A 21,216-nucleotide genomic window follows, 5' to 3' on the forward strand; every position below is an offset into this window, starting at 1 on the left:
TCTGGCCCGACTGCCGCCCGGCGCCTCGCCCCCCGTCCCGGCCGGCGGCACTAGGCCGTCGCCAGGGACACCTCCGTCGCCTTGATGAGGGCGATCACATCGGAGCCCACGAACAGACCGAGGTCGGCGACCGCGTCCTTGGTGATCGCCGCCGTCAGTTCACCGCCGTCGACGGAGATCCTGACGGTGGCCATGACTGCGCCCGTCGTCAGGCCCGTGACCGCGCCGGGAAGCTGGTTGCGGATCGACAGGCCGTGGACCCGTTGGGTGGCCAGGGAGACCTCGGTCGACTTCACCAGAGCGCGGACGGCCGAGCCGGGGGCGAGGGCCAGGTCCTGTGCGGACTCCTTGGTGATGGCCGCCATGAGGGTCTGACCGCCGTCGAGGCGGAGCCTGACCGTGGCCATGGCCTCGCCCTGCTGGACCTCGGTCACTGTGCCGGGGAGCTGGTTGCGGATGCTCAGTGTCATGGGCAACCACGGTAGGGCGCCCGCCCGATCAGGCCGGGTATGCGTGCGTCTGTGTGGCTTTGACCGTCGCCCAGACAGCGGCGCCCGGGTGCAGGTCGAGTTCGGCGGCGGCGACCGTGGTGAGGTCGACCGCGAGCGGGAGTTCACCGGTGAGGTCGGCGCGGATCTGGTCGCCGTGCGTCTCCAGACCGGCCACCTCGCAGCGCCACAGGTTACGGGCGCTGGAGCCGGTGGGCCGGTCCCGGAACAGGGTGACGGCGGACGGCGGGAACGCCACGAAGGCCGGACCCGACAGCTCCTCGGTGGTCGTGACGCAGGGCCCCGTGCCGAGCCGTACCGTGTGGCCGTGCGCCTGGCCGCGGTAGAGGTTCAGGCCGACGAGCCGGGCGATGTAGTCGGTGCGTGGATGACGGGCGATGTCGGCGGGGCTGCCCTCCTGGACGACCCGCCCGTGCTCTATGACGACCAGCCGGTCCGCGAGCACCATGGCGTCCAGCGGGTCGTGCGTGACGAGGACGGCGACGGCCTCGAACTCGGCCAGGTGGCGGCGCAGTCGGGCTCGTACCTCCAGGCGGGTGCGGGCGTCCAGAGCGGCCAGCGGCTCGTCCAGGAGCAGCAGCCGGGGACGGGTGGCCAGAGCGCGGGCGAGGGCCACGCGCTGGGCCTGCCCGCCGGACAGGCGGCGCGGCTTGGCGCCCGCGTGGGCGGCCAGGCCCATCCGGTCCAGCCACGCGGCGGCCTGGGTACGAGCCTCGGCCTTGGGCACGCCCCGGCAGCGCGGCCCGAAGGCCACGTTGTCCAGCGCGGACAGATGCGGGAAGAGCAGATAGTCCTGGAAGACCACACCGACCGGGCGGGCCTCCGGGGCGGTGCGCTCCAGGGCGGTGCCGTCCAGGCGCAGATGGCCGTGGGTGAGCGGGACGAGACCGGCCAGCGCGCGCAGGGCGGTGGTCTTGCCGGCGCCGTTGGGGCCCAGCAGCGCGACCACGTCGCCGGGGGCGGCGCTCAGGGCGACGTCGAGCCGGAAGGAGCCGCGGTCGACGACGAGGCGGGCGTCGAGGCCCTCGTCGCCCGCAGTCGGGCGGTCGGCTTCGCGGGCGTCGGTGTCGGTCATGGATCTGTACGTTCGCACACGTCCCGGGTCGGCTGCCATGATCACGCTCCCGTCAGCCAGCGGTCCCTGAGTCCTGCCAGTACCGCGATCGACACCGCCAGCAGAACCAGGCTCAGAGAGATCGCGGCGTCGGGGTCGTTCTGCAGGGCCAGGTAGACCGCCAGGGGCATGGTCTGCGTACGGCCGGGGAAGTTGCCCGCAAACGTGATCGTCGCGCCGAACTCGCCGAGCGCGCGCGCCCAGGCGAGGACCGCGCCCGCGGCGACGCCGGGCGCGATCAGCGGCAGGGTGACCCTGCGGAACGCCGTGAAGCGGGACGCGCCGAGCGTGGTCGCCGCCTCCTCGAAGCGCGGGTCGGCCGCCCGCAGGGTGCCCTCGACGCTGATGACCAGGAACGGCATCGCGACGAACGCCTCCGCGATCACGACCCCGGTGGTGGTGAACGGCAGCGTGATCCCGAACCAGGCGTCCAGCCACGTGCCGATCACCCCGTTGCGGCCCAGCGCCAGCAGCAGCGCCACACCGCCGACCACCGGCGGCAGTACCAGGGGCAGCGTCACCAGGGCACGCACGAACCGCCGGCCGGGGAACTCCGCACGGGCCAGCAGCCAGGCCAGCGGTACGCCCAGCACGACGCTGACGGCCGTTGCCGCTGTGGCACTGACCAGCGACAGCTGGAGCGCCTGCCACACCTCGGTGCTGGACAGCTGGTCGGGCAGGATGCGCCAGGGCGCGCGGATGATCAGCGCGACCAGCGGCAGCAGCAGGAACGCCAGCGCCAGCAGGCCCGGCAGCAGCAGCGGCAACGGCACCCCGCGCCGGCCCCCCGTGCCGACGCGGCGACGCCGCGGTCGGCCCGTGCGGGAGCCGGCCGCGGCGCCGAGTTCGTCGAGCGGGGTCACGGCTTGAGGAACCCTGCCTCGCTCAGCACCTTCTGGCCCTCGGCGGACTGGACGAGGGCGATGAACGCCTTGGCGGCCTGAGCGTTCGGCGCGTTCTTCAGCAGGGCGATCGGGTAGTCGTTGATCGCCTGGGCCGACTCGGGGAACTCCACGCCCTCCACCTTGCCAACCGCGGACTTCACATCGGTCCTGTAGACGACGGCTGCGTCGGCCTCCTTCAGCTCCACCTTGTTGAGGGCGCTCTTGACGTCCTGCTCGTAGGAGACCGGGGTGAGCTTGACCTTTCCGGCGTCCAGGGCCTTCTGGGCGGCGGCGCCGCACGGCACGGTCCTGTCGCACAGCACGACCTTCAGACCGGACTTGGTCAGGTCCTTCAGGGAGGACACCTTGTCGGGGTTGCCCGGCAGGGTGGCGATCTCCAGCTGGTTGCGCACGAAGGTGGCCGGCGTGGTGGCCGCGTCCTTCTTGTCCGTCACGATCGCCATGGTCTTGGGGCTGGCGGCGGCGAAGACATCCGCGGGGGCGCCTCCGGTGATGCTCGCGGCGAGGGTGTCGCTGCCGCCGAAGTTGAAGCTCACCTTGGTGCCCGGGTGCTGCTGCTCGAACTCCTTGCCCAGCGTCGTGAAGCTCTCCTTGAGGGAGGCCGCGGCGAAGACGGTCACGGTGCCGGACAGCTTCGGGGCGGCACCCGTCTTGTCCGACTTCGTGTTCGACGAATCCGAGGACGAGGAGGAGCAGGCGCTGAGAGCCATCAGGGCGGCGGCTCCTGCACCGGCCAGCTGCAGCATTCGCCGGGTCCGGCGCACGGAACGGGTCATCACGGATCTACTCCTCGCTTCTGTGGAACGACTGTCGCGCCCTGACACGGCCGGCGAGAACCGGCCGTGCGGCGATGATACTGCCGCATCTGCCAGGTGTAAGTCTCCTGTCGTATCGCATGAGCTGCGAACTTGTGACTTGTAGCTTGCATGTGCGTTTGCACGGTGCTCCCCTGCGGGTACGGTGCTGCGGGAGGTGGTCGCAGGTGACGCTCACGGAACTCGCCCTGACCGGCGATCTGGCCCGGCCCGCCCTGCTGACCGTGCCCGACCTGCTGTGCTGGCCGCAGCACCGGGTGGACGTCAGCTTCGAGTGCGCGACCACCGGCATCCGGCACCACCGGTTCGCCGGCCCGCTCCTGTACGACGTACTCGCCGACGCGGGGCCCGGATTCGACCCGGCGCGACGCAAGGACCGGCTGCGCTTCCTCATCGCCGTCACCGGCACCGACGGTCACCACGCGCTGCTGTCCTGGGCCGAGATCGACCCTGACTTCGCGCACGCGCCGGTCCTGCTGGGGGTCCGCATCGACGACACCCCGCTGGATTCGGCGGGGCCCCAGCTGGTCCTTCCGCAGGACCGGTGCGGGGCCCGGCACATCAGTGGGATCACGGCGATCCGGGTGGACGGCGGCTGTCCATGCGGAGGACCAGCGCGGGCCACACCCGGGCGCGCGCCGGCGGCAGCTTCGTGAACGGCGGAGAACGCGCAGACCGGTGGTGTCCCGCAGGGCGTCGGCGAGGGCCGGGGCGACCGGGCTGAACGCGCTCCCGCTCATCGACTCGGCGCCCAGCGGGCCGCGCGGGACGGCGACGTGCGCCACGGCGAGGTCCAGCGGCTCGTCTGCGAAGGTGCGGGCGGCACGCAGGGTGGCCTTGCGGGCGACCACGGTGCCGGTGGAGGCGAAGGCGCCGGTGTCGTACCGTACGACGTTCGTCTCGCACGGGCGGACGCCGATCCGGTCGACCGTCGTGGCGAGCTCGCCGGCCGCGGCGTGCTTGTGCACGGTGGTCGTGCCGTCGCCGAACTCGGCGGTGCGCAGGACCAGGGTGCTGTCGTGCCGAGGGTGGGGGGCGGACCGGAGTCAGACGCGGTCGATGTGCACGTTGGTGGACTTCACGCGCGCGGTGGCCTCCATGCCGACCTCCAGGCCCAGTTCCTCGACGGCTTCCCGGGTCAGCAGTGACACCAGCCGATGCGGACCCGCCTGGATCTCCACCTGGGCGGCGACGTCCCCGAGCTTGATCGCCGTGACGATGCCGGGGAAGGCGTTGCGGACGGAGGTGTAGGAGGCGTCCTCCTCGCCACCGCCCGCCTTGGCCAGTTCGACCGAGAACGCGGCGAGATCCCTGCCGTCGATGAGCCGCCGCCCGGACGCGTCGCGATGGGTCACCACCCGGCCCGCGTCGGCCCAGCGGCGGGCGGTGTCCGGGCTCACGCCGAGCAGCCGTGCCGCCTGGCCGATCGTGTAGGACTGCATGCCGGTCACGATAGGGCCACTGCCCGGGAACCGGGGACGTGGGGTTGGCCGTCGGTTACAACGCGATACGCCGCATGAGCGCGCGCGGCGCCGGCCGAGGCGCCGCCGGGCAGGGCTGCCGCGGGGAAGAGGCCTCGGGCACCGGCCACCTCGGTGAAGGGGTGGCGGAAGCCGGGCCGGACCCCTCGCGAGGTGGTTCCGGCGCCCGCCGCCCCCTGAATTGGCCCGTGCCAGTGAACAGCCCCGTGTCAGCCGGTGTGCACGCGCGGCCGGTGTACCCGGTCCGGTTCCGCCTCGCGCAGCACCTCACGGGTGACCGGGGCGACCTCGCCCTGGCCGAAGAGGAAGAAGCGCAGGAAGTTGGCGAACGGGTTGCCCTCGGTCCACTCGAAATAGATGTGCGGCGTGCAGCCCGTGACGTCCCGGACGTGCAGCAACAGCGCCGCCAGGGCGTTCGGGATGGAGGCGGACTCCAGCGTCAGCACCCGGTAGCGGCCGTGCAGGACCTCGCCGCGCACGGTCAGGCTCGCCTCGAATTCGGAGGGGTCGGTCACCGTGACCTCGACGAAGACGAAGTCCTCCTGCTCGGGCATGTCGTTGTCGGCGCGGATCTGCTCGATCTTGTCGCGGTACTCGGCCTTGTCGCGGTGGCCGGGCTCGTTGGCGATGAACCGCATCTTGCGGCTGGCCATGTCCCGGATGAACCGTTCCGCCAGCGGGTCGAGCGTCACGCTGGTCACGCGCAGCTCGAAGGCGCGGGCCAGCCGGGACAGCAGCGAGACCAGGATGATCCCGGCGATGAAGCAGGCGCCGATCTTCACACCGTCCGGGCGCTCGATGACGTTCACGACTGTCGTGTAGAGGAACACGGCCGAGATCACGCCGAACCCGATGGTCCAGTTGCGCTGCCCGGCCTTGCGCGCGGCGATGGTCACCGCGATCGCCGCCGAGCTGATCAGCACGAGTACACCGGTGGCGTAGGCGCCGCCCTGCTTGTCGACGTTGGCGTCGAAGATCCACGTCACCAGGAACGCGATCAGTGTGAAGACGATGACCATCGGGCGCACCGCACGCGCCCAGTGCGGGGCCATGCCGTAGCGGGGCAGGTAGCGCGGCATCAGGTTGAGCAGGCCCGCCATCGCGGAGGCACCGGCGAACCACAGGATGGCGATGGTCGAGATGTCGTAGATCGTGCCGAAGGCACCACCCAGGTACTGGTGCGCGAGGTAGGCGAGCGCACGGCCGTTGGCCTGACCGCCCGGCTTGAACTCGTTCTCGGGGATCAGCAGCGTGGTGATGAAGCTGGAGGTGATCAGGAAGGCGCTCATGATGAGGGCGGCGGTGGTCAGCAGCTTCTTGGTGTCCCGGATCCGGCCGGTCGGCCTCTCCTCGGTGTCCCCGGCATCGCCCTGGACGTGCGGCATGACCGCGACACCGGTCTCGAAGCCGGACAGGCCGAGGGCGAGCTTCGGGAACACGATCAGTGCCACGCCGACCATCACGAAGATGTTCCCGTGCTCCGCCGTCAGCGCGCTGGTCCAGTCGGTGACGACATGACCGGCGGTGACGACGTGCCACAGGCCGACGATCACGACGACCAGGTTCAGCACGAGGTAGACGCCGACGAGGGCGAAGGCGACACCGATCGCCTCCAGGAAGCCCTTCAGGAAGACCGCGCCGAGCAGCGCCACCAGCACCAGCGTGATCACCATCTGGTGGTCGTGCAGGGTGCTGGTCAGATGCGGGTTCTCCACGAGGTGGGTGGAGGCGTCGGCGGCCGACAGGGTGATGGTGATGAGGAAGTCGGTGGCGGCGAAGCCGAGCAGGGTGAGTACGAACAGTTTGCCCTGCCAGAACGACAGCAGCCGCTCCAGCATCGCGATGGAGCCCTCGCCGTGCGGGCTCTCCTCGGCCACCCGGCGGTACACCGGCAGGGCGCCGGCCAGAGTCACGATGACCAGCACGATTGTCGCGATCGGGGACAGCAGACCGGCCGCCAGGGCCGCGATGCCCGGCTGGTAGCCGAGGGTCGAGAAGTAGTCGACACCGGTCAGGCACATGACGCGGTACCAACGTTGGCCCTTGTGCGGGGGTTCGGGAGCAGCGTGGGGCCCGGTGTGGCCACCGTGCTTGCCCATGTCGGACAGCCCCTCCAACATCCAGTTGCGCAAGCGACTGGGAGGGGGATGCTCGGTCGTGGCCATCTATGGGCTCCTGTATGCGGCTCAGCTCTTTTCCGGCCATCACGCGGACGGCGGCACCAGCGTAAGCAGAGCGTTACGCCTGGGCCCATGAATCCGGGCTTGGGAGGCGTCAATCTTGCGTTAAGAATGCCGTACGGCCGGAAGGGCCGCATCAAGAAGGCGAGGCCGCGACGGTGAACCGGCGACGCGGCCACTCGGCCGACGGCTCGTCCTGTGAGGCCGCAAACGGCCACCGAGCGTATTGCCCTGAGGGCTGTTGGGGAGCCGGAAGTGCCCTCGATGGCCACCTCCTGAGGTCGCCGGGGAGCCGGGGAGGTGTGTCCGCTGGGCCTCTGATGCCTCAGCTCATTCCATGCCCGAGGCCCGGAACACGGCCAGAGCGGTCTCACGGTCGAGGTGGCGGACGGCACCGTGCGGAGCGGTCGTGCCGCACAGCAGTGTGCCGGCGGCCTCGGACGCCCGGACACCTTCGTCGAGCCGGTGCCACAGGCCCGGATTGCGGACGAGGACCTCGGGGTCGGCCTCGATCCGGTTGCCGAGGGCGTCGCGCAGGATCAGGCGCTGCGCGACACCGTCCAGCGGACGTACGGCGGCCAGCAGATCGGTGCGGGCCCGGCGGGTGCCCAGCAGGCGGCGCGTGGCCAGTCAGTCCGCACCGGCCGACACCCGCACCGGGAGCAGGACGAGCAGCAACATCAGGGCGATGCCCCACCACAGGGCAGCGCGCCACCAGGTGAGCGAGCCGGCGGCCCAGTCGAAGGACAGCATCGAAGGACAGCAGCAGCCCGAACAGCATCGCGGCGCAGCAGACCGCCGTGCGTACGTTCGCTTCCCGGTCACGGTCGTACGCCGCGCCGGCCGCGCCGGTCGGGTGCGAGCCCGTGAGCCGGGTGGGGGTGTCGCCGCGGTGTCTCATGCCTGGGAAGGCGGACAGTTCCGGTCCTGCCGGAGCCCGGTGGCAGCGCACCTCGACGGCGCCCTGGCGTCCGGCGGGCCGTCCTTGACGCGATGCCGGCGGCCCGGCGTGCCTGGTGGCTGGAACCCAGCGTTCCGGAAAGTTCCGGCGTGCCTGGTGGCGGGTACCCCGCGCTCCGGAAAGCTCCGGCGCGCCCGTCTCCGAAGCCGCATTCGCCGCATTCACAGGCCGCGCATGTCCATGCGCAGATGCCAGATGTTGCGCCGGTGGACGGACAGCAGCTGCGACTCCAGGGGGGACGGCGGGACCGCGAGCACCGGGCAGACCGCGTGTGCCAGGCAGTGCCGGGGGACCCGCCCCGAGAAGGCGCGCTGCAGACCGCGCCGGCCGGCGCCCACGACGAGGAGGTCGTCCTCCCGGTCCGCGGTCGCCACCAGTGCCGGGCCCGGGGCCCCGCGGACGACGACGGCGTGCATCGGCACACCGGGGGCGTCCCCGCCGAAGATCTCCTCGAGCACCGAGGCAAGCCGCTGTCTGGCCAGCCGCTGCCAGTCCTCGACCAGCACATCGGCGACGGGCGTGCGACGCGCGGCGGGATCACCGCCCGGCGGCTCCCAGGCCAGCACCGGCCACAGTTCGGCTCCCAGGCTCCGGGCCAGTGCGGTGGCCCGGCGCAGGGCCGTGACGCTGCCCAGGGAGCCGCTCACGCCGACCACCACCCGGGCGATCCCCGAGGCTGCGTAACCGGACATCACTCCACCGTTCCTCACGGGCGACGCCGGGTGTCTCGCGTGCGGATGTGCCCGCTTTGCAAGGCTCTTGCTTGTTTCCATCCCACTCCCGTACCGGCCGTTCGACCAGCCGGACGGGCAGGCGGACCGGAACTCCTGGTTCCCGGCCGTCGTTCCGGGCGAGGGTGCCGCCGTGCCCGGGGACGAACCGCCGAACCCCGAACCGGGAGGCCGGGCGCTGCGGGTGGCGTTGCGCCAGCGCCCGGCTACCCCTCGTGTCCGGGCCCGGACACACGTCGGGGCCGGTGCGCACCGGATGGGTGCGGCCGGCCCCTGCTCGCTCGCGCTCCGCTCAGGCGGCGGTCATCACCTGGGCCGCACCCAGTGGGCGGTGCGGGTCGATGATCCGGCCGTCGGGCAGCAGCTCACCGGTGTCCTCGAAGAGCAGAACGCCGTTGCACAGCAGGCTCCACCCCTGCTCCGGGTGGTGCGCCACAAGACGGGCGGACTCCCGGTCGGCGGACTCGGCTGGCGGACACGGCGGCTGGTGCTGGCACATGGGTGGGATCTTTCGCTCTGTCGTGGTCATGGCCGTCCCCCGTGGTGATAAGTCGGTCGGAACCCAGTGTTGCCCTCCGGGCGTCATTCCGCAGGGATTTCGCGGCACCGCTTCTCACAGGTTCATGACGCGTCACCCGGGCGGACGGTTCAGTCCAAGTGCACTGTCACTTCGGGTGGTTCGCAGTGGTCGGATCGGGCTAGTCCCTGCAGGCCAGACCCCTGACATGGTCGTACCCCGCTTCCCTTGCGGGTAAGCGGGGTACGCGGGTGCGCGGGTGTCGCTCAGGCGGCGGGCGAGTCGAGCACGGGCGGTCCGAGCACCGGAAGCGGAGTCGCGCGATGGGTCAGCACCGGGAGCAACTCGCTGACCCCGAACGGGCGGTGCGCCGGTATGCCGGGCGGGGCCGGAGCCAGCGGAACGAGCAGATCGGTGCCGGCCGGATGACCCTCGGCTCCGTCGGCGGTGGTGTCGCCGTGCAGCCACAGAGTGAGCATGTACAGGCCGGGCAGGGACAGCAGCCGTGGCTGGTACGGCTGTTGCAGCGCCTCGGCCTGCTGCAGGGCCCGCTCGGTGGAGGTGACGTACGGGCCCTCGAAGAAGTGCGAGAAGGCCCAGCCGTCGGGGGTGAGCATGGTGTCGGCCGCGGCCACCGAACGGTCGCCGCAGCGGATCAGGAAGCGCCACCCGGCCAGCCGGGTCGCGGACAGACCCTGGTCGGTGATCCGGTCCAGTACGTGCACGGGCAGCGGGAGTTCGGGTGTCGTCGGCCCCTGCGCCGCGCGCAGGGAAGGGGTGCGCGCCTCACGGACCGCGGTAGGGGAACCGAGGGCGGTGAGGACGGAGCGCAGAGCGGGCGCAGGGGCAGGGGGCACGTGCAGCGGCATGTGGGTCGCCTCTCGTTCGACAGGCGCGGCGGCGCGAGGAGGGGTGGGGCGGACGGCGCTGTCTGCTCACGCAAGGCCGGAAGGATCGGGGCCCGGGTCGGTGAACATGGGTGCGGCTCGGCTGCCGCCCGTCACCGGGACGGCCTGAACACGGCAGGAACCAGGACCGAGGGCGTCACCCTTCCGCCTTGTGGGCGAAGTTTATACGACGCGTGTTCAGCCGTTGTTTCGTCTATCCCATTCCGGGAACTCACGCAAGTCGGTAATGCGTCGCCGATTTGCGGGAATCCTCCCGATTTCCGTCCCCGTCCACCCCTGCTGACCTCGCAACACGCGCCGGTAGCGGTCGGCCGAATGTCGTCGGCGTTTTTCACGAGGTGTTCCGGGCACCCGGGGATGCACGCCGCGGCATGCCCCGTGAATGTGCCGCGGGGAACCTTGCGACAGCCTAGCGGGTGCCGGGCCCGCGCGGGACGTTATCGATCGCTTTCGCTGGGCATTATCCACCCTGACCGGGAGCCCGGCGGCCGGATCGTCGGCCCGCCCATCCGAGGAGGGACACTTCGATGGGGGAGAAGGTCGTGGCGGGGCAGTTCGACCTGTCCGATCGCCAGCGCTACCGCGAAAAGCTCCAGAAGTGCCTCGCGGGACTTGAGCGACTGCTGCGGGACAAGCGGTTCGATCGCCCCAAGAACCTCATGGGAGTCGAGATCGAATTGAATCTCGCCGGGCCCGACGGCATGCCCAAAATGTTGAACGGGCAGGTACTGGAGCGCATCGCGAGCCGCGATTTCCAAACAGAGCTCGCCATGTTCAACCTGGAAGTCAACATCGCCCCGCACCGACTGGGCGGCCGGGTATTCGACCGGCTCGCCGAGGAACTGCGCACCTCGCTCGCCTACGCCGACCGCAAGGCCGGCGAGGTGGACGCCGGCATCGTCATGATCGGCATCCTGCCCACACTCGACCGCGACGACCTGGTCTCCTCCAACCTCTCCGAGGTCGACCGCTACACCCTGCTCAACGACCAGATCGTGGCCGCGCGCGGTGAGGACTTCCGGCTCGACATCGAGGGCGTGGAACACCTCGTCTGCACCTCGAAGTCGATCGTCCCGGAGGCCGCGTGCACCTCCGTACAGCTGCACCTGCAGGTCACCCCGGCGCGGTTCGCGGACGTGTGGAACGCGGCGCAGGCGGCATCGGCCGCGCAGATCGCCGTGGGCGCCAACTCGCCGTTCCTGTTCGGCCACGAGCTGTGGCGCGAGTCCCGCCCGCCGCTGTTCCTGCAGTCCACCGACACCCGACCGCCCGAGCTCCAGGCGCAGGGCGTGCGGCCACGCACCTGGTTCGGTGAGCGGTGGGTCGCTTCGGCGTACGACCTGTTCGAGGAGAACCTGCGCTATTTCCCCGCGCTGCTGCCCATCTGCGACGACGAGGAGCCACTGGAGGTCGTCGAGGCGGGTGGCACACCCCGGCTCGCCGAGCTGGTCCTGCACAACGGCACGATCTACCGCTGGAACCGGCCGGTGTACGGCATCGCCGACGGCGTCCCGCACCTCCGGGTGGAGAACCGGGTGCTGCCCGCCGGACCGACCATCACCGACGTGATCGCCAACGCCGCCTTCTACTACGGCCTGGTCCGTGCCCTCGCCGAGGAGTCCAGGCCGGTGTGGACGCGGATGCCCTTCGCCGCGGCCGAGGCCAACTTCGACGCCGCGTGCCGGTACGGCATCGACGCGCGGTTCGTGTGGCCGCGGCGGGGGCGCTACGGCGGCACGGGCGAGGTCGACGCGGTCACCCTGGTCCGCGACGAGCTGCTGCCGCTGGCCTCGGCCGGGCTGGACGCGTGGGGCGTGGAGGCGGCCGACCGTGACCTCTACCTGGGCGTCATCGAGGAGCGCTGTCGGCGCCGGGTGAACGGGGCGTCCTGGCAGGCGGCAACGTTCCATCGGGCCCTGGAGCAGGGACTGTCCCGCGATGCTGCGCTGGCCGCCACGACGCGGCGCTATGCCGAGCTGATGCACGTGGGGGAGCCGGTGCACACCTGGCCGGTCGGGCTGCCCGAGCCCGTCCCTCTGGGCTGACGGCCACGGCAGAACGGTGCGCTCCGCGGTCCGGGTGCGGGTCCGGGTTCGGGTTCGGCTCCGGGCGGGGCGTGGGTAGGGGCTGCTGTTCGCTCCGCGGGGCGAGTCCGGTGGGGGCTGGGTGGGTGTGGGTTGCTGTGCGTTCGGTCGGTCCGGGCTGGTGCCGTAGCCGGAGGCTGCCGTTCGCTCCGCCGACTCCGGGCCCCAGAGGGCTGTGTCATGCAGGCCGCCGTTCGCTGTGCTCCGCCGGGTCGACGGGCTGCGTGGGATGCGGGACCCCGGTCGGTCCAGCGTGGTTCCGGCTGGAGAAGCGGGTGTCCGCTGCCCCCACATCTCCTTCTGCGATCCTTGCCACGCAGAGGTGGGCCATGGGCCCATGAGCCGGCTGGAGGCAGGGATGCAGGTGGAGGCTGACTCGGTGGCCGATTCCGGGGTGCGGGAGGACGGTCGGCGGCGGATCCTGCGGGACGAGACGCTGCTCGTCCTCGGGCTCTCGCTGGGGGCGAGCGGGGTCTCCGCGCTGATCAGCTTCATCGGCGCGGTCACCAAGCCGGGCGGCCTGAAGGCGCAGGCGGCCACCCTGAACGCCTCGGCCGCGCCGGGCCGGCCCTGGCTCGACCTGGCCTGGCAGCTGTTCGGCATCGCCACCGCTCTGATCCCCGTCGCGCTGGTCGCCCACCTGCTGATGCGGGAGGGCCGCAGCCTGCGCACGCTGGGCTTCGACCGCACCAGGCCCTGGCCCGACCTGGCCCGGGGGGCCGGCGTCGCGGCCGTGATCGGCAGCACCGGGATCGCCTTCTACCTGGCCGCCCGCGGCCTCGGCTTCAACCTCACGGTCGTTCCCGAGGCGCTGCCGGGCGTGTGGTGGAAGTTCCCGGTGCTGATCCTGTCCGCCCTGCAGAACGCGATCCTCGAAGAGGTCATCGTCGTCGGTTATCTGCTGCGCAGACTGGGCCAGTTGGGCTGGACCCCGGGGACGGCACTGGTCGCCAGCGCGGTCCTGCGCGGCTCGTACCACCTGTACCAGGGCGTCGGCGGTTTCATCGGCAACATGGTCATGGGCGTGGTCTTCGTGTACCTGTACCGCCGCTGGGGACGGGTCGGTCCGCTGGTCGTAGCCCATTCCCTGCTCGACATCGGAGCGTTCGTCGGTTATGCCCTCCTCGCCGGCAAGGTGGGCTGGCTGCCGACGGCCTGACCACCGGCGGGCCGTCGGGTCAGGCGTGCAGTTCCCCCTCGACGACCGTGACCGCGCGGCCCGTGAGCAGGGTGCGTTCGCCGCGCAGCCCGGTGCGGACCAGACCGGTGCGGCGGGAGGCCTGCAGCCCGGTGAGGTCGTCGCGGCCCAGGCGGGCGGACCAGTGCGGGGCGAGCGCTGTGTGCGCGCTGCCGGTGACGGGGTCCTCGTCGATGCCGACGTTGGGGAAGAAGCAGCGGGAGACGAAGTCGTAGCCGCGGGCGGGGTCGTCGGCGCGTGCCGTGGCGATGATGCCGCGCGCCGAGTAGCCGCCGAGCGACTTGTGGTCCGGCGCGAGGCCCAGAACCGTCTTCTCGTCGGCCAGCTCCAGCAGCAGGTCGCCGATGTTCGGTCCGGTGTCGAAGGCGGCGACCGGTGCCGCGCCGAGGGCTTCGGCGACACCGGCCGGGATCTCGGCGGGGGTGAGGGGCGCGGTGGGGAAGTCGAGGGTGATCGAGCCGTCCGCGGCGGGCGTGGCGATGAGCACGCCACTGCGGGTGGCGAACCGCACCGGGCCCCCATGGGCACCGGTGGTGTGCAGGACGTGGGCGGTGGCGAGTGTGGCGTGCCCGCACATGGCGACCTCGGCGACGGGGGTGAACCAGCGCAGCGCCCAGTCCGCCTCGCCGCCCGCGGGCAGCCGGTGGGCGAACGCCGTCTCGGCGTGGTTGACCTCCATGGCGACGTTCTGGAGCCAGTCGTCGTCGGGGAAGCCGTCGTCCAGCAGCAGGACTCCGGCCGGATTGCCGGCGAAGGGGCGGTCGGTGAAGGCGTCCACGATTCGAATGCGCATGACGCGACGCTAGCGGCTGCGGCGGGTGCCGGCCCAAGGCCAATCCACGAGCCATGGCACGTTCCCGCGCGCTAATGCCTCCACTCGTGGCCACCGGTCATCCGGGGTGCCCGACCCGGCCGGCTTGCCCGGCGGCGCCGCCGGTGCCGGAGCTCAAGGTGCCGGTGCGGTGACCGGCGAAGCCTCCTCCGGCTCCGCCGGCGCGCGCGACGAGTTGGTCTTCCATTGCGCTGCCGACGCTCTTCGGCTGCCGGGGTACCGGAGGGCGCGGCCGGTCAACCCGGCCATCGGATAGAGGCTTGTCAGGCGATCGGTTCCGATATATCGTTGAGCCATCGCGAACGATACGCGATGCAGACGTAATAGATCATCGATGGAATGGAGTGATCGCCATGCGTACCCACGGATTCGAGCGTGGACATCGGCACGAGGGCCCCGGCCGACGGGGCATGGGCGGGTTCGATGCGCGGCGTGCCGCCTTCGGGCCCTTCGGTCCGGGTGGCGCGGGTTTCGGCCCGGGCGGACCCGGTTTCGGCCCCGGCCCCTGGGGGCCCCGTGGGCGCGGAGGGCCCAGGGGCCGGGCGCGGCGCGGTGACGTACGGGCCTCGATCCTGGCTCTGCTCAAGGACCGCCCCATGCACGGCTACGAGATGATCCAGGAGATCGCCGAACGCAGCGGCGGCGCGTGGAAGCCCAGCCCCGGCTCGGTCTACCCCACGCTCCAACTGCTGGAGGACGAGGGCCTGATCGCCAGCGAGAGCGAGGGTGGCAAGAAGCTGTTCGCGCTCACCGATGACGGACGCGCTGCCGCCGACGAGGGTCCGGACGCCCCCTGGGAGGAGGCCTCGCGCGGGGTCGACTGGGAGGCTCTCAGTGAGATCCGCCAGGCCGGTTTCGGTCTGATGGAGGCCTTCGGCCAGGTCTGGAAGACGGGCAGCAAGGAGCAGCGCGAGAAGGCCCTGGCCGTCATCAACGACGCGCGCAAGAAGCTGTACCTGATCCTCGCCGACGAGCACTGAGGCTCGCGGGCCACAAGGCGCCCCGTGCGGTGAGGCACGCGGGGCGCCTCCGCGTGCCCGGTCCGCCGGCGCTCAGGCGACCAGACCGGCCAGCTTGCGCAGCGACTCGTTCAGCGCGGCCGTCGCCGAGTCCTTCAGCCTGCCCGCCATCAGCGACACCGCGGCGCCGGTGAACTCACCGTCGATGCGCACCGTCGTGGCGCCGCCGTCCGGCGTGAGGGTGTAACGGGTGGCGACCGTCACCGCCATCGGCCCCTTGCCGCGGATCGCGAGCACCCGCACCGGCTCCAGTTCCTCGACGGTCCAGCCGACCTCGGCCGGGAAACCCATCAGTTTCATGTTCTCCTGGAACGTCCCGCCCACGGCCAGGGTCTCGGGGCCTCCGTTGGGAAAGCTGGTGTGGGTGGCGTTCCACTCCCCGTACGACGACCAGTCGGTGAGCTGGTCCCACACCTTCTCGGCCGGTGCCTGGATGTGTGCCTCCGCGCTGACTTCGGCCATGCGACCACCCCTTCGGATCGGGCGTAGCGGGCTACGGTGCCGCGGAACGTAGCCCGGGGGGCGCGAATATTCAATACTGATGGGCCGTCAGAAACCTGCGCATGGGCGGCAGGGTCGGGAGCGGCTGGAGCGCGAGTCTCCCGGCGCCGGCCCCCGGCAGCGCCACGAGCCCGCACTCGCCGCCCGGGGCCGGATCGGCCGGATCTCCTCCGTAAGGATGAGATTCCGAACGGCGACGTCCACTCTCTGTGGGACGCGAGGATGGTTCCCCTCGTGGATGACGTGGCTCGTCGAGGCTGATGAGGTAGTCGTCGTGCAACCCCGTACAGCCCGCCTGACCGCACCTGACGAGGCGGCTGCCTCCATGGACGACGATGCCGGGCTCGGCGCCGAGCTGGCAGCGGTGGTCGCCGGTGCCCGCCGCAGGGCGGTCCGGGACGGGGACCGGCACGTCGACACCGCCCATCTGCTGCACTCCCTCCTGGAGTACGACCCCGAGGTCCGCGCAGCCGTCGGCGGCCCGCCGCAGCTCGCCCGGTTGTTCGGCTATCTCGTGCAACGCAGCATCGGCTACGGTCTGCGCTGGCAGGGCAGCGTGGAGGACTCCGGGGCGCTCGCCGTCGCCCCCGGTGCACGCGAGCTCAGCAACACCGGCGGCTGGTCGCCCGCCGCGGCCGCCGCCCTGGCCGGCGCCCGCGAGCGCGCCCGGCTGCGCGGAGGGCCTCGGGTCACCGGCACCGACCTCCTGGCCGCGCTCATCGCGGACCCGGAATCCCGGGCCGTCGAGGTCCTCGTACGCGCCGGCATCCGCGAGCTGGACACCCGGACCGGGCCCGGTGCCGCCGAGTGCACCGGCGACGGCGGACCGGCCCGTTGACACCGCCGCACGTCCAGCCCCTGAGACAGGTGTCACCGGGGATGACGCTCCTGACCGGGCCTGTCATCATGTGCCGGTGCATACGTCAGAGAGCAGTCAGGGCAACCACGGCAAGGGCGTCGGACTCGGCCTCGCACTCGCCTCGGCGCTGGCCTTCGGGGGATCGGGCGTGGCCGCCAAGCCGCTGATCGAGGCGGGGCTCGCCCCGCTCCACGTGGTCTGGCTGCGCGTGGCCGGTGCCGCTGTCGTGATGCTGCCCGTCGCCGTACGGCACCGGGCGCTGCTGCGCCGCCGTCCCGCGCTGCTCGCCGGGTTCGGGCTGCTTGCCGTCGCCGGAGTGCAGGCCTGCTACTTCGCCGCGCTGTCCCGCATCCCCGTGGGTGTGGCCCTCCTCATCGAGTACCTGGCCCCCGCGCTGGTGCTGGGCTGGGTGCGGTTCGTGCAGCGGCGGCCCGTGACCCGGGCGGCCGCGCTCGGTGTGGTCCTCGCCGCCGGCGGCCTCGCCTGTGTGGTGGAGGTCTGGTCGGGGCTGAGCTTCGACGCGCTGGGCCTGCTGCTCGCGCTCGGCGCCGCCTGCTGCCAGGTCGGTTACTTCGTGCTCGCCGACCACGGCGGCGACGCGGGTGACGAGGCGCCGGACCCGCTCGGCGTCATCGCCTACGGACTGCTCGCCGGCGCCCTCGTCCTGACCGTGGTCGCCCGCCCGTGGAACATGCGCTGGTCGGTGCTGACCGGTTCCGCCGACATGAACGGCACCGCCGTACCGGCCCTCGCCCTGCTGTGCTGGATCGTGCTGATCGCCACGGTCGTCGCGTACGTCACCGGCGTGCTGTCCGTACGGCGGCTGTCGCCGCAGGTCGCCGGTGTCGTCGCCTGCCTGGAGGCGGTCATCGCGACCGTGCTCGCCTGGGTGCTGCTCGGCGAGCACCTGTCCGTGCCGCAGCTCGCCGGCGGCGCGGTCGTCCTGGTCGGCGCGTTCATCGCGCAGTCCTCGGCCCCCGCCGAGGGCTCGGCCGAGCCGGTGGTCGCAGGCGGGACCGAACGGGAGTTGTCCGAACACCGTACGTCCGCCTAAGGTGCCGGCCATGCCGTCCACGCTCGTCCTTCCGCCGCCGGCCGCCTGAGGCGGGCCTCCGGAACACCGCCCGGCGCAGGTGCGCCGGGCCGGACGGTGCTGCCCGCAGACGAAGTCCGTGCGGCCCGCTGAAGCGGGCCGCCCCGAACTTCCGCACCTCACAGGTGCGTTTCTGCGGAGAGATCTCCTTGTCGAACACTGCCTCTGGCCTGCCCGTCGGGCGTGGCCTGCTCTATCTGATCATCACCGGTGCCGCCTGGGGCACCGCCGGGGCCGCCGCCTCCCTGGTCTACCGGACCAGTGACATGGGGGCCTTCGGGCTGTCCTTCTGGCGTTGCGCGCTGGGCCTCGTCCTGCTGCTCGCCGGCCGGGGACTGCGCCCGCGAGTCCGCCCGGCCGGCACCGAGCCCCTGGTCCGCAGGGCCGGCCGGGTCCTCGCCACCGGCCTCGGGCTGGCGGTGTTCCAAACCGCCTACTTCGCGGCCGTGGAGTCGACCGGACTGGCCGTGGCCACCGTCGTCACCCTCGGCGCGGGCCCCGTCGTCATCGCGCTCGGTGCCCGGCTGCTGCTCGGCGAACGGCTCGGTGCCGGCGGGGTGCTGGCCGTCGCCGGGGCGCTCGCCGGGCTGGCCGTGCTGACCTTCGGCGGCTCGGCGGCGACCGTGCGGCCGGCGGGTGTGCTCCTGGCGCTCGGCTCGGCCGCGGGCTACGGCGCCATGACCCTGCTGACCCGCTGGTGGGGGAGGGGCGGCGGTGCCGACGCCTCGGACACCACCGTCGGGGCCTTCCTGGTGACCGCCCTGTGTCTGCTCCCGTTCGCGGTGCACGAGGGACTGTTCCCGCACACCCCCCACCCGGCCCGGCTGCTGTGCCTCTTGCTCTACATCGCCGCCGTGCCCACGGCTCTCGCGTACGCCCTGTACTTCGCCGGGGCGGCCGTCGTGCGGTCCGCCACGGTGTCCGTGATCATGCTGCTGGAGCCGGTGACCGCGGCGGTGCTCGCCGTCGCCCTGCTCGGCGAGCGGCTCACCGCGTCCACCGCGGCCGGCACCCTGCTCCTGCTCGGCGCGGTCGCGGGCCTGGCCGTGAGCGAGGCCCGTGGAGCCGGTCGCCGGGAGCCGGTCCCGGTGTGACCGCTGTGCCCCGGCGCGGTACGGCCGCCCTCCGGAGGGCGTCACGCACGCACGCCCGGCCGGAAGGGCCTCAGGCCGTCGGGGGGAGGGACCCGGGGCAGGCGGGCCGGAAGGGTCTCGGAGCCGTCTAGCGCTGCGGCCGGAAGGGTTCACCGGCTCGCGACGCCCGGCACGGCACCTCGCCGCGTTGTCGCCTCACCCGGGTACATCCCGTACGCGGGCGACGCTCCGCCTTGCGATGCTCCCCCGCTGCCTGAAGGCGTGCGAGGTGCCGCCAGCACCGGACGCCGCGAGCTTTCCGGCAAACCTTTCCGGTCACAGCACTAGGCTAGCTAGAGGGACTTCAGGTAGTCCGGCAGCTCGATGCCGGGCGCCAGGTCGGCGCTGGGGACCGGCGTGTCGTAACCCTTCCGGAGCGGGACGACGCCGGCCCAGTACGGCAGGGCGAGGTCCTCCGGGTCGTCGTTCGCGCCGCCGGTGCGGAGCTTGGCCGAGACCTCGTCCAGATCCAGGCGGATCACCGCGGTGGCGGCCAGCTCCTTCTTGTCGGCCGGCCGGGAGTCGGCCGCGCGGCCCGGCACGACGTGGTTCACCAGCGCGTCCAGGGCCAGGCGCCGCTCCTCGGGGTCGGTGACCTGGCGCGCGACGCCGTGCACCACCACGGAGCGGTAGTTGAGGGAGTGGTGGAAGGCGGAGCGGGCCAGCACCAGCCCGTCCACGTGGGTGACCGTCAGGCACACGGGCAGGCCCGGGTCGGCCGCGCCGGTCATCCGCAGCGGGCGGGAACCGGTGGACCCGTGGACGTACAGCCGCTCGCCGACCCGGCCGTAGAGCGTGGGCAGCACGACCGGGGCACCGTCGCGGACGAAGCCGAGGTGACAGACGTACCCCTCGTCGAGTATCGCGTGCACCAGTTCCCTGTCGTACGACGCCCGCTCCGCGGAGCGCGTGGGCACGGTGCGGTCGGTCGGGGTGTAGGCGGCGGCCTGGGTTTCCTCGGTCGTCCCCTGCATGACGGTTCCTCCATGGCGAGCAACGGCGATCTGACGGTGAGCCTATTGCACTAGTGCATAATGTATTTTGTGCTAGGAGAGTATCCCATCGAAGGGCGCGGCGCAGCGGACATCGCGGCCAGCGTCGAGCGCGCGGTCGGAGCCGGTGAGCTGCGGCCCGGTCAATCCCTGCCGCCCATGCGGGAGTTGGCGAACCGGCTCGGGGTGAACCCGAACACCGTGGCGGCCGCCTACCGCACCCTGCGCGAGCGCGGGGTGATCGAGACGGCCGGCCGCCGGGGCAGCCGTGTCCGGCCCAAGCCGGCCACCACCGGCCGTGAGGAACTGCGTGTGCAGGTTCCCGCCGGCGGCCGCGACCTGGCCACCGGCAACCCCGATCCGGCCCTGCTGCCCCGCCTCGCCCCGGCGCTCGCCGCGGCGGCGGAGGAGGGGGACCGGCGGGCCGTCCTCTACGGCGACGACCCGGTCGACCAGGACCTCGTCCGCACCGCCCGCGACGAACTCGACGCCGACGGCGTTCCCGAGGGCCCGCTGACCGTGACCTCCGGTTCCCTCGACGCCATCGAGCGCGTCCTCGGCGCTCACCTCAAACCGGGGGACGAGGTCGCCGTCGAGGACCCGGGCTGGGGCAGTGTGCTCGACCTGGTCCCGGCGCTGGGGCTGCGCACGGTTCCCGTGGGTGTGGACGACGACGGGCCGCGCGCCGAGGACCTGCGGCGGGCCCTGGAGTCCGGGGCCCGCGCCCTGATCGTCACCGACCGGGCGCAGAACCCGACCGGCGCCTCGGTGACGGCCACGCGCGCGCGTGCCCTGCGCGCGGTCCTGCGCGACCATCCGCAGACCCTGCTGATCGAGGACGACCACGGCCACGGCATCGTCGACCTCCCGCTGCACCCGCTCGCCGGCGTCACCCGCCACTGGGCCGTCGTCCGCTCCGCATCCAAGGCCTACGGCCCCGACCTGCGCGTCGCCGTCCTCGCCGGCGACCCGGTCACCGTCGACCGGGTGCGGGGCCGTCAGCGCCTGGGCCCCGGCTGGGTGAGCCTGGTGCTGCAGCGGGCGGTGGTCCGGCTGTGGTCGCAGGGCGCGGTGGACCGGGCGGCGGTGGCGCGGGCGTACGGGGCCCGGCGGAACGCCCTGGTGGACGCGCTGGCGGAACGGGGCGTGGCCGCCCACGGCCGCAGCGGCATGAACGTGTGGGTTCCGGTGCCCGACGAGACGGGCGCGGTGGCCCGGCTGCTGCAGACGGGCTGGGCGGTGGCGCCGGGCGCCCGGTTCCGCCTGAACAGCGGCCCGGCGATCCGCATCACGATCTCCACGCTCACGGAGGGGGACATCACCCCCCTGGCCGACGCGGTGGCAGCAGCGGTACGGCCGTCCCCGGCGCGTGCTTATGGCTGAG

Annotated in this window: 21 protein-coding genes and 1 pseudogene; 8 read left to right on the plus strand and 14 right to left on the minus strand. The window is 72.3% G+C overall.

Annotated features, from left to right (window positions below; genetic code table 11):
• Positions 1-50: 50 nt before the first annotated feature.
• Genes ABZ919_RS39620 through modA form a run of 4 tightly spaced genes read right to left on the minus strand, consistent with a single transcriptional unit; the run spans position 51 to position 3,304 of the window.
• Complete coding sequence (locus ABZ919_RS39620) at positions 51-470, minus strand: TOBE domain-containing protein (RefSeq protein ID WP_361258555.1); 420 nt, start codon at positions 468-470, stop codon at positions 51-53.
• A gap of 28 nt (positions 471-498) precedes the next feature.
• Positions 499-1,584 (minus strand): ABC transporter ATP-binding protein, encoded by a 1,086-nt coding sequence (locus tag ABZ919_RS39625; RefSeq protein ID WP_361258558.1) that lies wholly within the window; start codon positions 1,582-1,584, stop codon positions 499-501.
• Positions 1,585-1,625: 41 nt separating this feature from the next.
• Positions 1,626-2,486, minus strand: coding sequence for a molybdate ABC transporter permease subunit (modB, locus tag ABZ919_RS39630; protein ID WP_361258561.1), 861 nt, complete (start codon positions 2,484-2,486; stop codon positions 1,626-1,628).
• Positions 2,483-3,304 carry a molybdate ABC transporter substrate-binding protein gene (gene modA, locus ABZ919_RS39635; RefSeq protein ID WP_361258564.1) on the minus strand — a complete coding sequence of 274 codons (822 nt, stop codon included), beginning with the start codon at positions 3,302-3,304 and terminating at the stop codon, positions 2,483-2,485. The genes modB and modA overlap by 4 nt, the downstream gene beginning before the upstream one ends.
• A 206-nt stretch (positions 3,305-3,510) precedes the next feature.
• Here modA and ABZ919_RS39640 point away from each other — a divergent pair, with 206 nt between their 5' ends.
• Positions 3,511-3,999 (plus strand): hypothetical protein, encoded by a 489-nt coding sequence (locus ABZ919_RS39640; protein ID WP_361258567.1) that lies wholly within the window; start codon positions 3,511-3,513, stop codon positions 3,997-3,999.
• Here the strand turns inward: ABZ919_RS39640 and ABZ919_RS39645 are convergent.
• The 7 genes and pseudogenes from ABZ919_RS39645 to ABZ919_RS39675 all read right to left on the minus strand — a co-directional run.
• A pseudogene (locus ABZ919_RS39645) lies at positions 3,914-4,353 on the minus strand (molybdopterin cofactor-binding domain-containing protein); the annotation flags it as partial. The gene ABZ919_RS39640 and the pseudogene ABZ919_RS39645 overlap by 86 nt on opposite strands.
• Before the next feature lie 36 nt (positions 4,354-4,389).
• The gene (locus ABZ919_RS39650) at positions 4,390-4,785 is read right to left on the minus strand and encodes a helix-turn-helix transcriptional regulator (RefSeq protein WP_361258570.1); all 396 of its coding nucleotides are present in this window, start codon (positions 4,783-4,785) and stop codon (positions 4,390-4,392) included.
• A 248-nt stretch (positions 4,786-5,033) separates the two neighbouring features.
• On the minus strand, positions 5,034-6,989 hold the full coding sequence (locus ABZ919_RS39655) for an amino acid transporter (RefSeq protein ID WP_361258573.1): 1,956 nt from the start codon (positions 6,987-6,989) through the stop codon (positions 5,034-5,036).
• 645 nt (positions 6,990-7,634) lie between these two features.
• Positions 7,635-7,757: a hypothetical protein gene (locus tag ABZ919_RS39660; RefSeq protein ID WP_361258576.1), complete on the minus strand. Its 123-nt coding sequence runs from the start codon at positions 7,755-7,757 to the stop codon at positions 7,635-7,637.
• 369 nt (positions 7,758-8,126) lie between these two features.
• Positions 8,127-8,657 (minus strand): universal stress protein, encoded by a 531-nt coding sequence (locus ABZ919_RS39665; RefSeq protein ID WP_361258578.1) that lies wholly within the window; start codon positions 8,655-8,657, stop codon positions 8,127-8,129.
• Between the two features lie 331 nt (positions 8,658-8,988).
• Positions 8,989-9,195 carry a DUF5999 family protein gene (locus tag ABZ919_RS39670; RefSeq protein WP_361258581.1) on the minus strand — a complete coding sequence of 69 codons (207 nt, stop codon included), beginning with the start codon at positions 9,193-9,195 and terminating at the stop codon, positions 8,989-8,991.
• Between the two features lie 284 nt (positions 9,196-9,479).
• Entirely contained in the window at positions 9,480-10,082 is a 603-nt protein-coding gene (locus ABZ919_RS39675; protein WP_361258584.1) for a hypothetical protein, read from the minus strand.
• A gap of 566 nt (positions 10,083-10,648) precedes the next feature.
• Here ABZ919_RS39675 and ABZ919_RS39680 point away from each other — a divergent pair.
• On the plus strand, positions 10,649-12,166 hold the full coding sequence (locus ABZ919_RS39680) for a glutamate--cysteine ligase (protein WP_361258587.1): 1,518 nt from the start codon (positions 10,649-10,651) through the stop codon (positions 12,164-12,166).
• Positions 12,167-12,563: 397 nt separating this feature from the next.
• Positions 12,564-13,364: a type II CAAX endopeptidase family protein gene (locus ABZ919_RS39685; RefSeq protein WP_361258590.1), complete on the plus strand. Its 801-nt coding sequence runs from the start codon at positions 12,564-12,566 to the stop codon at positions 13,362-13,364.
• A 19-nt stretch (positions 13,365-13,383) separates the two neighbouring features.
• On the opposite strand, the gene ABZ919_RS39690 is transcribed toward ABZ919_RS39685, so the two are convergent.
• On the minus strand, positions 13,384-14,196 hold the full coding sequence (locus ABZ919_RS39690) for a PhzF family phenazine biosynthesis protein (protein WP_361258593.1): 813 nt from the start codon (positions 14,194-14,196) through the stop codon (positions 13,384-13,386).
• 392 nt (positions 14,197-14,588) lie between these two features.
• Here ABZ919_RS39690 and ABZ919_RS39695 point away from each other — a divergent pair, with 392 nt between their 5' ends.
• Positions 14,589-15,215, plus strand: coding sequence for a PadR family transcriptional regulator (locus tag ABZ919_RS39695; RefSeq protein WP_361258596.1), 627 nt, complete (start codon positions 14,589-14,591; stop codon positions 15,213-15,215).
• 72 nt (positions 15,216-15,287) lie between these two features.
• Here ABZ919_RS39695 and ABZ919_RS39700 read toward each other — a convergent pair whose 3' ends face one another.
• Complete coding sequence (locus ABZ919_RS39700) at positions 15,288-15,716, minus strand: SRPBCC family protein (protein ID WP_361258599.1); 429 nt, start codon at positions 15,714-15,716, stop codon at positions 15,288-15,290.
• 364 nt (positions 15,717-16,080) lie between these two features.
• Here ABZ919_RS39700 and ABZ919_RS39705 point away from each other — a divergent pair, with 364 nt between their 5' ends.
• The 3 genes from ABZ919_RS39705 (at position 16,081) to ABZ919_RS39715 (ending at position 18,801) form a co-directional block, all read left to right on the plus strand.
• Positions 16,081-16,593, plus strand: coding sequence for a Clp protease N-terminal domain-containing protein (locus ABZ919_RS39705; RefSeq protein ID WP_361258666.1), 513 nt, complete (start codon positions 16,081-16,083; stop codon positions 16,591-16,593).
• 70 nt (positions 16,594-16,663) lie between these two features.
• Entirely contained in the window at positions 16,664-17,668 is a 1,005-nt protein-coding gene (locus ABZ919_RS39710; protein WP_361258602.1) for an EamA family transporter, read from the plus strand.
• Between the two features lie 188 nt (positions 17,669-17,856).
• A complete protein-coding gene (locus ABZ919_RS39715; protein WP_361258605.1) occupies positions 17,857-18,801 on the plus strand; it encodes an EamA family transporter in 945 nt (314 codons plus the stop codon).
• Between the two features lie 332 nt (positions 18,802-19,133).
• On the opposite strand, the gene ABZ919_RS39720 is transcribed toward ABZ919_RS39715, so the two are convergent.
• A complete protein-coding gene (locus ABZ919_RS39720) occupies positions 19,134-19,814 on the minus strand; it encodes a pyridoxamine 5'-phosphate oxidase family protein (protein ID WP_361258608.1) in 681 nt (226 codons plus the stop codon).
• Positions 19,815-19,883: 69 nt separating this feature from the next.
• Between ABZ919_RS39720 and ABZ919_RS39725 the strand changes: the two genes are divergently transcribed.
• A complete protein-coding gene (locus ABZ919_RS39725; RefSeq protein WP_361258610.1) occupies positions 19,884-21,215 on the plus strand; it encodes an aminotransferase class I/II-fold pyridoxal phosphate-dependent enzyme in 1,332 nt (443 codons plus the stop codon).
• Position 21,216: the final 1 nt, after the last annotated feature.

Origin of the sequence: Streptomyces sp. NPDC046759 (assembly GCF_040645475.1) — a bacterium.
Classification (GTDB): Bacteria; Actinomycetota; Actinomycetes; order Streptomycetales; family Streptomycetaceae; genus Streptomyces.

What these genes read in the sequence shown, in the direction of transcription:
- ABZ919_RS39620 (WP_361258555.1), bottom strand. Translation starts at nt 470, where the DNA reads ATGACACTGAGCATCCGCAACCAGCTCCCCGGCACAGTGACCGAGGTC.
- ABZ919_RS39625 (WP_361258558.1), bottom strand. Translation starts at nt 1,584, where the DNA reads ATGACCGACACCGACGCCCGCGAAGCCGACCGCCCGACTGCGGGCGAC.
- modA (WP_361258564.1), bottom strand. Translation starts at nt 3,304, where the DNA reads ATGACCCGTTCCGTGCGCCGGACCCGGCGAATGCTGCAGCTGGCCGGT.
- ABZ919_RS39650 (WP_361258570.1), bottom strand. Translation starts at nt 4,785, where the DNA reads ATGCAGTCCTACACGATCGGCCAGGCGGCACGGCTGCTCGGCGTGAGC.
- ABZ919_RS39655 (WP_361258573.1), bottom strand. Translation starts at nt 6,989, where the DNA reads ATGGCCACGACCGAGCATCCCCCTCCCAGTCGCTTGCGCAACTGGATG.
- ABZ919_RS39660 (WP_361258576.1), bottom strand. Translation starts at nt 7,757, where the DNA reads ATGCTGTCCTTCGACTGGGCCGCCGGCTCGCTCACCTGGTGGCGCGCT.
- ABZ919_RS39665 (WP_361258578.1), bottom strand. Translation starts at nt 8,657, where the DNA reads ATGTCCGGTTACGCAGCCTCGGGGATCGCCCGGGTGGTGGTCGGCGTG.
- ABZ919_RS39670 (WP_361258581.1), bottom strand. Translation starts at nt 9,195, where the DNA reads ATGTGCCAGCACCAGCCGCCGTGTCCGCCAGCCGAGTCCGCCGACCGG.
- ABZ919_RS39675 (WP_361258584.1), bottom strand. Translation starts at nt 10,082, where the DNA reads ATGCCGCTGCACGTGCCCCCTGCCCCTGCGCCCGCTCTGCGCTCCGTC.
- ABZ919_RS39680 (WP_361258587.1), top strand. Translation starts at nt 10,649, where the DNA reads ATGGGGGAGAAGGTCGTGGCGGGGCAGTTCGACCTGTCCGATCGCCAG.
- ABZ919_RS39685 (WP_361258590.1), top strand. Translation starts at nt 12,564, where the DNA reads ATGCAGGTGGAGGCTGACTCGGTGGCCGATTCCGGGGTGCGGGAGGAC.
- ABZ919_RS39690 (WP_361258593.1), bottom strand. Translation starts at nt 14,196, where the DNA reads ATGCGCATTCGAATCGTGGACGCCTTCACCGACCGCCCCTTCGCCGGC.
- ABZ919_RS39695 (WP_361258596.1), top strand. Translation starts at nt 14,589, where the DNA reads ATGCGTACCCACGGATTCGAGCGTGGACATCGGCACGAGGGCCCCGGC.
- ABZ919_RS39700 (WP_361258599.1), bottom strand. Translation starts at nt 15,716, where the DNA reads ATGGCCGAAGTCAGCGCGGAGGCACACATCCAGGCACCGGCCGAGAAG.
- ABZ919_RS39705 (WP_361258666.1), top strand. Translation starts at nt 16,081, where the DNA reads ATGGACGACGATGCCGGGCTCGGCGCCGAGCTGGCAGCGGTGGTCGCC.
- ABZ919_RS39720 (WP_361258608.1), bottom strand. Translation starts at nt 19,814, where the DNA reads ATGCAGGGGACGACCGAGGAAACCCAGGCCGCCGCCTACACCCCGACC.